The organism is Candidatus Photobacterium acropomis, assembly GCF_030685555.1.
GTDB lineage: Bacteria > Pseudomonadota > Gammaproteobacteria > Enterobacterales > Vibrionaceae > Photobacterium > Photobacterium lucens.
This window is the reverse complement of the sequence record NZ_CP131609.1, coordinates 2,016,642-2,029,924: the sequence shown is the minus strand read 5'-3', so window position 1 is coordinate 2,029,924 and position 13,283 is coordinate 2,016,642. Positions and strand designations below refer to the sequence as shown.

At 39.1% G+C, this 13,283-nt stretch carries 14 protein-coding genes; 7 read left to right on the top strand and 7 right to left on the bottom strand.

Annotated features, from left to right (window positions below):
• Positions 1–298 precede the first annotated feature (298 nt).
• Positions 299–976: a flavin reductase family protein gene (locus Q7657_RS16305; RefSeq protein WP_107166984.1), complete on the top strand. Its 678-nt coding sequence runs from the start codon at positions 299–301 to the stop codon at positions 974–976.
• A gap of 41 nt (positions 977–1,017) precedes the next feature.
• Here Q7657_RS16305 and Q7657_RS16300 read toward each other — a convergent pair whose 3' ends face one another.
• Both Q7657_RS16300 and Q7657_RS16295 read right to left on the bottom strand, forming a co-directional pair.
• The gene (locus Q7657_RS16300) at positions 1,018–1,812 is read right to left on the bottom strand and encodes a Cof-type HAD-IIB family hydrolase (protein WP_107166985.1); all 795 of its coding nucleotides are present in this window, start codon (positions 1,810–1,812) and stop codon (positions 1,018–1,020) included.
• 75 nt (positions 1,813–1,887) lie between these two features.
• A complete protein-coding gene (locus tag Q7657_RS16295; protein WP_107166986.1) occupies positions 1,888–2,487 on the bottom strand; it encodes a sugar O-acetyltransferase in 600 nt (199 codons plus the stop codon).
• Positions 2,488–2,740: 253 nt separating this feature from the next.
• On the opposite strand from Q7657_RS16295, the gene Q7657_RS16290 reads away from it, so the two are divergent.
• Complete coding sequence (locus tag Q7657_RS16290) at positions 2,741–2,986, top strand: hypothetical protein (RefSeq protein ID WP_008987035.1); 246 nt, start codon at positions 2,741–2,743, stop codon at positions 2,984–2,986.
• A gap of 58 nt (positions 2,987–3,044) precedes the next feature.
• Here Q7657_RS16290 and pepT read toward each other — a convergent pair whose 3' ends face one another.
• From pepT to Q7657_RS16275, 3 genes are all read right to left on the bottom strand, one after another.
• On the bottom strand, positions 3,045–4,274 hold the full coding sequence (gene pepT / locus Q7657_RS16285) for a peptidase T (protein WP_107166987.1): 1,230 nt from the start codon (positions 4,272–4,274) through the stop codon (positions 3,045–3,047).
• Positions 4,275–4,391: 117 nt separating this feature from the next.
• Entirely contained in the window at positions 4,392–5,051 is a 660-nt protein-coding gene (locus tag Q7657_RS16280; RefSeq protein WP_107166988.1) for a DUF2987 domain-containing protein, read from the bottom strand.
• A gap of 163 nt (positions 5,052–5,214) precedes the next feature.
• Positions 5,215–6,045: a DUF2189 domain-containing protein gene (locus Q7657_RS16275; RefSeq protein WP_498827368.1), complete on the bottom strand. Its 831-nt coding sequence runs from the start codon at positions 6,043–6,045 to the stop codon at positions 5,215–5,217.
• 440 nt (positions 6,046–6,485) lie between these two features.
• Here Q7657_RS16275 and potA point away from each other — a divergent pair, with 440 nt between their 5' ends.
• From potA to potD, 5 genes are all read left to right on the top strand, one after another.
• Entirely contained in the window at positions 6,486–7,604 is a 1,119-nt protein-coding gene (gene potA / locus Q7657_RS16270; RefSeq protein WP_053989751.1) for a spermidine/putrescine ABC transporter ATP-binding protein PotA, read from the top strand.
• Complete coding sequence (potB, locus tag Q7657_RS16265) at positions 7,588–8,445, top strand: spermidine/putrescine ABC transporter permease PotB (protein ID WP_053989752.1); 858 nt, start codon at positions 7,588–7,590, stop codon at positions 8,443–8,445. The genes potA and potB overlap by 17 nt, the downstream gene beginning before the upstream one ends.
• On the top strand, positions 8,445–9,215 hold the full coding sequence (gene potC / locus Q7657_RS16260) for a spermidine/putrescine ABC transporter permease PotC (RefSeq protein ID WP_008987029.1): 771 nt from the start codon (positions 8,445–8,447) through the stop codon (positions 9,213–9,215). The genes potB and potC overlap by 1 nt, the downstream gene beginning before the upstream one ends.
• Before the next feature lie 183 nt (positions 9,216–9,398).
• Positions 9,399–10,442 carry an extracellular solute-binding protein gene (locus Q7657_RS16255; RefSeq protein WP_107166989.1) on the top strand — a complete coding sequence of 348 codons (1,044 nt, stop codon included), beginning with the start codon at positions 9,399–9,401 and terminating at the stop codon, positions 10,440–10,442.
• Positions 10,443–10,759: 317 nt separating this feature from the next.
• Positions 10,760–11,818 (top strand): spermidine/putrescine ABC transporter substrate-binding protein PotD, encoded by a 1,059-nt coding sequence (potD, locus tag Q7657_RS16250; protein ID WP_053989754.1) that lies wholly within the window; start codon positions 10,760–10,762, stop codon positions 11,816–11,818.
• Positions 11,819–11,894: 76 nt separating this feature from the next.
• Here the strand turns inward: potD and cobB are convergent, their stop codons facing one another.
• Positions 11,895–12,614: a Sir2 family NAD+-dependent deacetylase gene (gene cobB, locus Q7657_RS16245; protein ID WP_107166990.1), complete on the bottom strand. Its 720-nt coding sequence runs from the start codon at positions 12,612–12,614 to the stop codon at positions 11,895–11,897.
• A 142-nt stretch (positions 12,615–12,756) separates the two neighbouring features.
• Positions 12,757–13,263 (bottom strand): type II secretion system protein, encoded by a 507-nt coding sequence (locus Q7657_RS16240; protein WP_107166991.1) that lies wholly within the window; start codon positions 13,261–13,263, stop codon positions 12,757–12,759.
• Positions 13,264–13,283 lie beyond the last annotated feature (20 nt).

Below are 13,283 nucleotides of genomic sequence, written 5' to 3'. Positions count from 1 at the left end.
ATATTATTAATATATTTTGTTAAACATTAAACTTATAAGTAAAAATAACTATTGATAATTGAAACATAATATTCTTTCTATATGGTCTAATTTCGACACGCTTCACAACAGTATTAAGATTAATATTTATTTAATATATATACATGCTAAATGCAGGTTTAAAAAACTTATCAGCCATAGTCTCTTTCCATTTAAGGGTTATGGCTTTTTCATTTCAATTCAGAACGTTATTCGTGATCTAATTCAGTTTAACCGACGTATTCCTATTGTGTCTGTTTACTGAAGGCGTTAACAAATCATGGATAATGATAATATTGAATTTACCAAACACGATATTGAAATCATGGAAAAACGTTATCGTGTGCAACTCATGAACTGCTTATCAGGCTTTAAAAGTGCTAATTTGATTGGAACGGTTGATAACGATGGTAATGAAAATTTAGCGATCGTCAGTTCCGTTATTCACCTTGGTTCATCCCCTGCATTGCTAGGCTTTATTATGCGTCCTGCAAAAGTCGAGAGACATACTTACTCTAATATTCAGCAAACTGAAGAATTTACAATTAATGCTGTTTGTGAAGAGTTTTACCAACAAGCACATCAAACCTCAGCTCGTTACCCACAAAACATTTCAGAATTTAGTGAAGTTGGCCTTACGCCATTTTACGATAGTAGTTGTAGAGCCCCATTTGTTTTGGAAAGCCCGATAAAAATTGGGTTACGGCTACTAGAAGTGATTGATATAAAGTCTAACGATACACACATGGTCGTTGGTGAAATACAGAAATTATACTTACCACAATCATCAATAAAGGCGGATGGCCATATAAATATTGAAGGGTTAGATTTAATGACCATATCAGGGCTTGATAACTATCATGTTACGCAAAGTTTAGGACGTTTGAGTTATGCGAAACCCGACAAATCCATTGTGCCGTTAAATATGGATGGCAAAGCGTTCTTTATAGAAAATTAAAATAAGCCTCAATGTTTTATTACATTGAGGCTAACATTCTATTACAACACGTTATTTTTAATAACTGTCATTACACCCTGTTCGTTATTACTTGGCGCTTCAAAACGTGCGAGTTTCTTGATTTCTGGATGGGCATTTGCCATGGCATAGCTATGATACGTTTCGCGTAGCATTTCGATATCATTGAAGAAATCACCAAAACTCATGCTTTGTTCAAACGTAAAATCAAACACTTGTTGCAGATGCTTTATCGCTGCGCCTTTTGAAGCATTCTTATCCATTAAATCAAGCCAAATCTTCGCACTTACGACCACTTGATGTGTGTCACCAAACTGCGGTGATAGCACTGGATAAACATGCTCTTCTGTACCATTGAAATTTAAAACCGCGACTTTAATAAACTCATCATCAACAGCAAGTAAATCCTCAACTAACTTAAGATTATGGTAATACTTACGAATTTCATCTAAGGCTTGTTCGCTGGTGGCTTCGGTGTAGGCAGCATTCTTACCACATAACACAATGTCACAGCCCTGCACTTGCTTAACAGCTTTAAGAATATCGTGAATTTCATTAGTTGGAATAGTTGAGCTATACAACTCTTTTCCTTGATACATTACCAATGTGCCGTTCTCAGCAATAAAGATCATCTCATCTTTAATTGGAGCAAATGTATTCACTAGGCTTTGATATTGACGTCCTGATGCTGCAGCAAATAGCACATTCTTTTGCTGTAGTTGGTTGAATACATCATAAAAATCCGATGGTAATTGCTTTTTTTCACAAAGCAGCGTGCCATCCATGTCTGTTGCAATAAATTTAATTGAAGCTGTCATATAACCTTTACCACTGAGTATTTATCACACTATTTTACCTGTTAGAGCGGAATAATTGTAAATGAATAGAAATAATTACTCATGAATTCGTCGATTCTTATAATAATACTCTTTATCGTGCTCAGTGATCGGTCTTAATACTCGGCAAGGGTTACCGACTGCAACCACATTGGCAGGAATATCTTTGGTAACAATACTACCCGCACCAATAACCGTATTCTCACCTATTGTCACACCCGGCAAAACCACCACATGCGCACCTAACCAGACATTATTTCCAATCGTCACTGGAATATTGAATTGGGCCACATCGCGACGAAGATCAGGGTCGATAGGATGACCTGCTGTTGCAATAGTGACATTAGGTCCGATCATGACACTGTCACCAATATAGATATGGGTATCATCAACCAAGGTAAGATTAAAATTAGCGTAAACGTTATTGCCTATATGAGTATTGATTCCCCAATTGGCACGTAGCGGTGGTTCGATGTAGCAATTCTCACCCACAGTGGCAAACAAATCTTTCATGATAGCTTGGCGTTTATCATATTCAGAAGGTCGAGTTTGATTAAAGTCATACAGCACTTCCAAACATTGTACTTGTGCATTTGCTAACGCTTCATCAGTACAAAAGTAGACTTTTTGACTATGAACTTGTTCGAGGATGTCCATCGTTGTCCTTATTAAGACATTAATAATGGCGCTAGATTAATACTGACAATTTGGGTTGGGAAGACTGCTGTAATGAGATTCAAAAGCCCATCACAATTACATTTACTGTGGATGAAACGTGAGAATCTAATCCCATTATTTATATTAATAATTAGTTACATTCAGCATCAATATTATACTTAGATCACGGTTTATCATCGGCAATTTCTATATTGTACGAACATAATTAACTATAAAACCAAAGGGATAAAGTATGGCGTACCAAGCTAAAGATCTAAATTACCGTGGCGAGAACTGTGGTGTTCACAATTGGATCACTGATGGTGGTCAATCATTCTATTGGCACCCAGATTGGCTACATATCGCTGAAGACGAAACTGGCTTATACGGCAAACATGAAATTGAAGTTGAACAAGGTGGTGAGGTTACTAAAGGCCATGCTGTTCATACTATCCTTAAGAAGTTGAATGAGTTGCTGAAAGGCTCTGATCACGCATAATAAAAATCCCCTAACACACTTAAGTGCTAGGGGATTTTTTCATTCCATCAATATTGACTTAACTGTATTTTTCAGCAGTTTTCTCAACCAGTTTCACAATCACTTCTACTGCTTTTTCCATCCCTTCAACCGTAATAAACTCATGAATACCGTGGAAATTATAGCCGCCAGTGAAGATGTTCGGGCAAGGTAAGCCTTTGAAAGATAGTCGAGCACCATCAGTACCGCCACGAATAGGCTTAATTTCAGGTTTCACGTCGCAATCAATCATGGCATCTTTTGCCAATTCAATAATGTGTGGGTATGGCTCCACCATTTCACGCATATTGAAGTAAGAGTCTGTTAGAACAAGCTCAACACGCCCTTTTTCTAACTGCGCATTTAGCTCATCCACTTTTTGCTGCATGAACGCTTTGCGTTGCTCTTGGCCTTCACGGCTAAAGTCACGAATGATGTAACCTAACTCTGTTTTTGCAACCGATGGTTTCATTGATTTTAAATGGTAGAACCCTTCATAACCTTCTGTTGTTTCAGGTGTTTCATCACTTGGCATCATTAACTGGAACTGAGCTGCGATATTCATGGCGTTAACCATTTTTCCTTTAGCAGTACCAGGGTGAACATTAGTGCCGTAGCAAATCACATCTGCAGATGTAGCGTTAAAGTTCTCAAACTCTAACTCGCCAACAGGACCACCATCGATGGTGTAAGCCCATTGCGCATTGAATTTTTCTACATCAAACAAATCAGCACCACGACCAATCTCTTCATCAGGCGTGAAACCAATACAAATATCACCGTGTTTAATTTCAGGATGAGCGACCAGATACGCAATCGCTGTCATGATTTCAGCAACGCCTGCTTTGTTGTCTGCGCCCAGTAACGTTGTACCATCAGTAGTAATGATATTGTGACCGTGTAACGTATTAAGGTCTGGATATTGAATCGGTGATAGCACTTCATCACCAACACCTAATGCAATATCACCGCCTTGGTAGTTTTCTACAATTTGCGGTTTAACATTTAAGCCTGATGCGTCAGGCGCTGTATCCATGTGCGCAATAAAGCCAATGGCTGGAATATCAGCAGATGTGTTTGCAGGAAGACGCGCCATTAAGTAGCAGTGTTCATCGAGGGAAATATCTGATAAACCAAGCGCTTCCATTTCTGATTTTAGCTGTTGTGCAAGGTTAAACTGCCCTGCCGTACTCGGACATGCTGTAACACTGCCATTAGATTGAGTATCGATTTGCACATATCGGAAAAAACGCTCAAGTAACTTATCCATCATTAACCTTACATTACTCAATTACGGAAATACGTAGATTTAAATATGAGTCAATTATGACGGATAAGCTGATGAGTAACTTTGCGATGTATCAGTTTTAAGTTACATATCGATAATTTATGATTTGGTTGGGATCCACGGTGAAATTTTCTCTATCTCTTTACTTAGATTGATAGATTCATTCTCTGCTAAGTCATTAAGATGAACACGCGCAACACCTGAATTAAAGTTGAGTGTTTTACCTGTTTTTAAAGCAAGGGTTTTATTAAACGTACGATCTTTTAATGTAATCACTACCCCTTCAGCTTTAGGTATAAACCATTGACTAAACATGCCACCCAAATCTGCCATCATGGTGTTCATCTGGGGAACAATCGCTTCAATATATGCTTGTTCTAACACTTTCGGCTGATAGTTTTCAGCTAAGATCTGCATTGAAACATCGCATGTAATACCATCATCAATAACAAAGGTAACATCAGGGTTGGCTTGTCTTAAATTGGAATCTAGCGGAATAGACAATGCATAATCATCAGGAATCGTTAGCTCTTCATAATGTTCATCTTTACGCATTGATGCTTTATGAACGTGACAGATTTGCCCTGTTTGATCGATAAGATAAAGGCGGATATTAACGTCGTCATGCCCTTCTTTAAGATTATTCTTAAGCTTTCCATATAATGCGCTGTAACGCATGTTAACGTCTTGTGCTTGAACACTTGAACTGCTTAAAAACAATAAGCAACTAACTGCGAGAAAAAGTCCTTTTTTTAACATCTTTATTTATTTCCTATAAAAGCATTAAAGCTATCTTATCATGAGATCCTTTAGTAACCGTGTGTTATTTATTAATTAATAAATAAAGTTATAGTGCATTAGATTTATGAGTAGTCATATTTAAGGTAATAAAAAAGCTCCTATTTAGGAGCTTTAAAATCATTTAAGCATTGAACACATCTTTATCAACGGGCGGTTGATTATCAGACGGAGGCTGCTGATCATTGCTATCGTTTTTACTTACTGATGTCACTTGCAGTGTTACACCAAACATATTGCGGTAGATAATACCCTTTACATTAAAGAAGAAAGGTAATGTCCAAATTAGACCTAAACCAGCCGTCGCAATAGAGATGAAGAACATCAACATGATCACAATGTAAATTGCCGTCATCGGTAGCACTTTACGAATTGTCGCCATGAAAGAATATTGGATGGCTTTTAGCGGTGATACTCGCTTTTCACACACTAATAGAATTGCCATGCTTAATGCCATTGTTAAGAACAGCCCCACTAACGGGAATAAGCTGCTACCTAAACCTTGAATGGATGAAAGCAATAACATGGTAATAAGAGACACAAGGGTAAAAGAGAAGCCTTTTACAATTTGGCTCGCTTTACTTGGCAGACCAACAGCATGGTTCAATGCCATAAGGCTCACGCCAGCATACAAAGGAGCAATTAATACATCAGACCAAAAGTTAGCCATAAAGCCCGCTTTTAAGATCTCAGCTGTAAAGCCCTGCCCTGTTACGAATGCATCAAAAAATACACTTGGGCTACCAAGTTGTACTTCTAAACCTAAAAGCAACAGCGCCACTTGAGCAAGAAACAAGCAAACTACCGCAGGTAAAAAACTGAAGATATTTTTTGCGGTTATTTTCCACGCTTCATGTAAAACAGTGACAGGCTGTAAATCAACCTCGCCTTTTAATGCTTTTTCAATTGACCCACCAATGTGGAAACTACGGTTAACTGGCTCTTTCATACTCATATCAATTCTTGATGTAATGGCGGCATTGTACGTTACTGGCGATAAGACAAAAACATTTCAAACGTAAAAAATCGTTTGGGATGTTTAATTTGTGTGTTTTTCATGCTGATTTGTTCAAAAAGCTGATAAAGAAATCGTCTTTTTCATAAAATCGGTTTTAATCATACTAAGATGTAAGAATGGTTATTATCCGAGAGGAAGTATTTTTGAATTTTTATATTACCTGCATGTGAGTAAAAGAGTATTAATCATTTATATAAAATGGGTGAAGTACTATAAGGGGTTTCACAAGTTTGTGATGGGAAATATTACACTTTCTCATAAAATTCAGTGAAAAAACGCTTTAAATTGAAAGACTACAGGTCTATCATGCGCCCTTTATTTTTAAGCCAAAATGTTGGGATTTAACAAAACAATCCCAGGGTGGAGATAACGTAGAATTGAACGCTGAAAAAACATCTCAGAAACCTGTCATTCAGCTGAAGGGTCTTAGCAAAAGCTTTGACGGTAAGCAGATCATTTCAGGTTTGGACCTAAACGTAAACGATGGTGAGTTCTTGACCATCTTAGGTCCATCAGGCTGTGGTAAAACCACAGTACTTCGTCTAATTGCTGGCTTTGAAACTGCTGATAATGGGCAGATTACAATTGACGGCAAAGATGTTACTGACATTCCAGCTGAACAACGTTTAGTAAATACGGTGTTTCAGAGTTATGCACTGTTCCCACATATGACAGTGTTCGAGAACGTCGCGTTTGGTTTACGCATGCAGAAAGTTCCCGCGAGTGAAATTGAACCGCGTGTAATGGAAGCATTGCGTATGGTGCAACTTGATAAGTTTGCCCCTCGTAAACCTCATCAATTGTCTGGTGGTCAGCAACAACGTGTTGCGATTGCTCGTGCAGTTGTAAACAAACCAAAAGTTCTTTTACTTGACGAATCACTGTCTGCACTTGATTACAAACTACGTAAGCAAATGCAGTTAGAGTTGAAGCAACTACAACGTAAGTTGGGTATTACTTTCATCTTCGTGACCCACGATCAGGAAGAAGCGTTATCTATGTCTGACCGTATCATCGTTATGCGTGATGGTCATGTAGAACAAGATGGCTCTCCTCGTGAAATTTACGAAGAACCAACGAATCTATTCGTTGCTCGCTTTATCGGTGAAATTAACGTCTTTGATGCCATTGTTAAAGAGCGTTTAGATGCTAAACGTATTATGGCTGATGTTGAAGGTCGTCATTCTTTGATTCACTGTGAATTAGATGTAAATGTAGGTGATAAGGTTAAAGTCCTACTTCGACCTGAAGATATCCGCATTGAAGAGATCCACAACGGTGACGAAACAACGGGCATTGTCGGTTACGTTCGTGAGCGTACTTACAAAGGTATGACTTTAGATTCTGTTGTGCAGTTAGAGTCTGGTAAATCAGTGATGGTTAGTGAGTTCTTCAACGAAGACGATCCTGATGTAGACCACTCTCTTGATCAAAAAGTAGCCATTACTTGGGTTGAAAGTTGGGAAGTGGTACTCGCTGATGAGCAAGAAATTTAATTTACAGAATTTCATTATCGCGCTAGTCGTAAGTTGGTTACTGCTTTTTGTATTTGTACCCAACTTAATGATTATCGGAACCAGTTTCCTAACGCGTGACGATGCTAATTTGATCAAAATGGTCTTTACGTTAGATAACTACACAAGACTGTTTGATCCATTGTACGCAAAAGTACTTTGGCACTCTTTTTACATGGCAATCACAGCAACCATTCTGTGTTTATTGATTGGTTACCCTTTTGCTTATGCCATTGCAAAAATGCCAGAGAAATGGCGTCCATTTATGCTGTTTTTGGTTATCGTACCGTTTTGGACTAACTCTCTAATTCGTACTTACGGCCTAAAATTGATGTTAGGTACTCGTGGTATTTTAAATAACACATTAATGTACCTAGATATTATCGATAAGCCACTGCGAATCATGTACACCGAGTACGCAGTAATGATCGGTTTAGTGTATATCTTGCTACCATTTATGGTGCTACCACTCTACTCCGCTATCGAGAAACTTGATAATAACTACATCGAAGCAGCACGTGACTTAGGCGCTAATAAAGTACAAACCTTTATTAAAGTAATTTTCCCATTAACCATGCCGGGCGTTATCGCTGGCTGTTTATTGGTACTGTTGCCAGCACTTGGTATGTTCTACGTTTCTGACCTTCTTGGCGGTGCGAAGAACCTATTAATTGGTAACGTAATTAAGAGTCAGGTTCTAAACGCGCGCGATTGGCCATTTGGTTCTGCAACAAGTATTGCCCTCACCTTGGCAATGGCAATTATGCTATACGCCTACTACCGTGCAGGTAAGTTGCTGAACAAGAAAGTGGAGCTTGAATAATGGGACGCTTGTTTAAATTTAGTTTTATGTCGGTGGTATATGCGTTTCTATATACCCCAATCATTATTCTGATTGTTAACTCATTCAATGCCAGCAAGTTTGGTATGAAATGGGAAGGCTTTACTACTAAGTGGTATGAGCAACTGGTTAACAACGACAGTTTAATGCAAGCGGCTGGACACTCGATCACTATCGCTGTGTTCTCAGCAACGGCTGCTGCCTTAATTGGTAGCTTAACGGCGGTTGCCCTGTTCCGTTATAACTTTAAAGGTAAGAAGTTCGTATCTGGTATGCTGTTTCTCGTTATGATGTCACCAGACATCGTAATGGCAATTTCGCTACTGGCACTGTTCTTACTATTAGGTGCTAACTTAGGTTTCCTAACGCTACTCCTATCACACATCACATTCTGTCTACCGTTTGTTGTTGTTACAGTTTACAGCCGCTTAAAAGGCTTTGATGTGAAGATGCTAGAAGCAGCACGTGACCTTGGTGCAAGTGAATGGGTTATCTTAAAGCAGATCATCCTACCGCTAGCAAAACCAGCGGTTGCTGCAGGTTGGCTACTAAGCTTCACCCTATCGCTAGATGATGTAATTGTGAGCTCGTTTGTAACGGGTCCAACTTACGAAATCCTACCATTGAAGATTTACTCAATGGTGCGTGTAGGCATTTCACCAGAAGTGAATGCCCTAGCAACAATTATGCTGTGTGTTTCTCTTGTGCTTGTTATTTGTTCACAATTACTAGCACGAGACAAAGTAAAGTAAACATCTGCATTCAAAATACAAAAATGGCTAACTGGAAACAGTTAGCCATTTTTTTTGCTTAAAATTCACCTGATTATAACAACCCCATTGTTACAATTTGACACACTTTTTTAGTATCCAAAAAGGTTAACTTGCTCTAAATTTCGCCCACTTTTTAATGCACCTCACTACGAAGACACACGAATGAAAAAATGGTCATCTCTTGTTATCGGTACAGCTCTACTTTCTGCAACAGCAAGTATTAATGCTTTCGCTGCTGAGGAAGAAAAGGATAAACAGTTAGTATTCATGAACTGGGGTCCTTATATCTCTACAGAGCTTCGTGAACAATTCACGAAAGAGACAGGTATTAAAGTGATCTACTCGACTTACGAGTCGAATGAAACCATGTATGCAAAACTTCGTGCTCACCCAGAAGGTTATGATCTGGTTGTGCCATCAACATACTTTGTTGCAAAAATGCGTGACGAAGGCATGTTACAAAAAATTGATAAGTCTAAGCTGTCTAACTTCACTGAACTAGACAAGAACTACCTAGACAAGCCATTTGATCCAAATAACGATTACTCAATTCCACACGTAATCGCGATGACAGGTCTTGCTGTTAATACGGACATGTACGACCCAGAAGATTTCGATAGCTGGGCGGATCTATGGAACCCTGAGCTGAAAGGTCAGCTAATGCTGATGGATGATACTCGTGAAGTATTCCACATCGCATTACGTAAATTAGGTTACTCTGGTAACACAACTAACCCGAAAGAAATTGACGAAGCAAAAGCAGAGCTTGAGAAGCTAATGCCAAACGTATTGGTATTTAACTCCGATAACCCTGCTGCGCCTTACCTTGCTGGTGAAGTGGGCCTAGGCATGCTGTGGAATGGCTCTGCAGCAGCGGCACAAAAAGAAGGCTTACCAATTAAGCTAATTTGGCCAAAAGAAGGCGGTATCTTCTGGGTTGATAGCCTAGCAATTACTAAAAAAGCGAAAAACGTAGAAGCGGCACACAAGATGATTGACTTCCTACTACGTCCAGATATCGCTGCACAAATTTCAGAGCAAACGGGTTACCTAACTGCTGTTGAGAAATCAAACGCGAAGTACAAAGACAACCCTACACTATTCCCACCACAAGAAGATCTTGACCGTGGTGAGTGGCAAGACTCTGTTGGTGATATGAATGTTCGCTACGAGAATTACTTCCTTGAATTAAAAGCGGATCAATAAGTAAAACAAAAAGCTGCCAATGGCAGCTTTTTTTATATGTTCTATTTATTAAAAAAAATCATGTTTTGTAGGATATATTGATTATTTAGTTATCATGCATGTTATATATCAATATGATAGAGCGATTTAACATCGATTTTTGTGTTTTTTTGTGATGTGGTCGACGAATATTCTCTGCTATAATCATTCTGTTTTACAGTTAACATCAGTTTTTGCTTTTACGACAATAACGTAACGCATAAACAAAACAATTAGGAGAGGCGGTCAAAACCGCTAGAGAACACTCTCGATATCCTGTTTAGTTAGGAGCTAACACAATGAAAAAATGGTCTTTACTAATGGCCGGTGCTGCATGTGCAATGTCAATGTTTTCAAACGTTGCTACCGCTGCAGACAACAACACGAAATCTAATGAACTGTACTTCTACAACTGGTCTGAGTATATCCCTGCTGATGTACTAGAAGAGTTTACGAAAGAGACAGGCATTAAAGTTATCTACTCGACTTACGAGTCGAACGAAACCATGTACGCCAAGCTAAAGACCTACGATAAAGGTTACGACCTTATCGTTCCTTCTACTTATTACGTATCAAAGATGCGTAAAGAAGGTATGATTCAGAAAATCGACAAGTCGAAAATCCCTAACTTCGCTGGTATCGATCCTAACTTCTTGAACAAACCTTTCGATCCTAACAACGATTACTCTGTTCCTTACATCTGGGGCGCAACAGGTATCGGTGTTAACACTGATATGATCGACAAATCTAAAATCACTAGCTGGGCAGATCTTTGGGACCCTAAGTGGCAAGGTCAGCTAATGATGATGGACGATGCACGTGAAGTATTCCACGTTGCGCTACGTAAGCTTGGCTACTCTGGTAACACTGAAGATCCTAAGCAAATCAAAGCTGCATACGAAGAGCTAAAGAAACTAATGCCAAACGTATTAGTATTTAACTCAGACTACCCTGCTAACCCATACATGGCTGGTGAAACATCACTAGGTATGCTTTGGAATGGTTCTGCTTACATGGCACGTAAAGATGGCGCTCCAATCGACATCGTATGGCCAAAAGAAGGCGCAATCTTCTGGATGGATAACATCTCTATTCCTAAGAATGCAAAGAACATCGATAACGCATACAAGATGATCAACTTCCTACTACGTCCAGACATCGCTGCTAAGATCGCACTACAAATTGGTTACCCAACACCAGTTGCTGCTGCTAAGAAACTACTTCCAGCAGACTTCGTGAACGATCCAAGCATCTACCCACCACAGTCTGTAATGGATGCAGGTGAATGGCAGAACAGTGTTGGTCCTATGACTGAAGTTTACGAAGAATACTTCCAAAAACTAAAAGCTGGCGAATAATAGCCACTCATAGTTAAATACAAAAAACCGAGCCAAGTGCTCGGTTTTTTATTATCCATTAAAAATATCAAAGTTGTTATTTCTGTGCGTTAAGGATCTCTTCTACATAAGCTGGAACCAACGCTGAAGCCTTACCATAACGCTTTTCTTCAAATTCATTTTCAACGTTACTAGGCTCAAGATTTAATTCAATGGTATGCGCACCCTGTAATGCCGCCTCATGAACAAAACCTGCCGCTGGATAAACATTACCTGACGTACCAATTGAAATAAATAAATCCGCTTCCACAATCGCATCATGGATCCTATCCATACCAATTGGCATTTCACCGAACCAGACGATATCAGGTCGCATAGGGGCTGGAATTTGGCAGCAATGACAATGATCACTGGTATTCAAATCTCCATGCCACTCTACAGTTTGCCCTGACTCACAACAGCGGGCTTTTAATAACTCGCCATGCATGTGAATCACGTTTTTGCTCCCTGCCCGCTCATGCAAATTATCAATGTTCTGAGTAACAATCGTTACTTTGCCATCTAACTCTTGTTCTAGTTTAGCAAGCGCAATATGAGCCGCATTAGGCGCTACAGAGCCGTTTTCGATTTGTGCACGTCGTGCGTTGTAAAATTGCTGTACAAGCTCAGGATCACGATGATAGCCCTCTGGTGTGGCAACATCTTCTACACGATGTTCTTCCCATAAACCATCTTCAGAACGGAAGGTTCGAATGCCCGATTCAGCAGAGATGCCCGCACCCGTTAGTACGACAATATTTTTGTAGGGGAAAAGCATAAGAACATCCTTTTTATCGATATCAATAATACCTTTATAGCACTGATATACATCGAATTTAACCCTAACAATCTAGGATCTTACTTATGCGTGATTTCTCCCTACAAAACGGTGTAATACTATTGTCATTGTGACATCAAGATCAGCATCCCGAATCAATGATAGTGATTGTTGGCTCACCACCTGTTTTATTTTCTTTGTAACTTAAATAACAGTTGGTTGCTTTAATCTTCTCAACATCATCTTTGTCTTTAATATTGAGTTTCTTTAGAAATGTTGCAACAAATGCACGTTCACCACCATTATGTGACGTTGAACCTGTTTTATCTTGGTTAAACGCCCAATGTTGATTGAAGTCGGTAATGGTTAATCCAATCCCTTTATATATTGCTTTAGGGTACCCTCCCCAAATAGCAATCCCTTCTATACTTTTCTTACCTGTTTTGTCATTCTCAATACCCTGCATGGCTGCTTTGCCATAAATGACTCGAGACATTTCTGTCATCGAACCTTTTAGCTCATGTAACTTTGCTCGATACGTATCGGATGAAATATTTAAAAACTTAGGAGCTGCAGTGACAGCCAATATACCTAAGATCACAATAGCAATAACCAACTCCATCAGCGTGAAGCCTGCTTTATTTCTCATTTAATATGCCTGATATACAC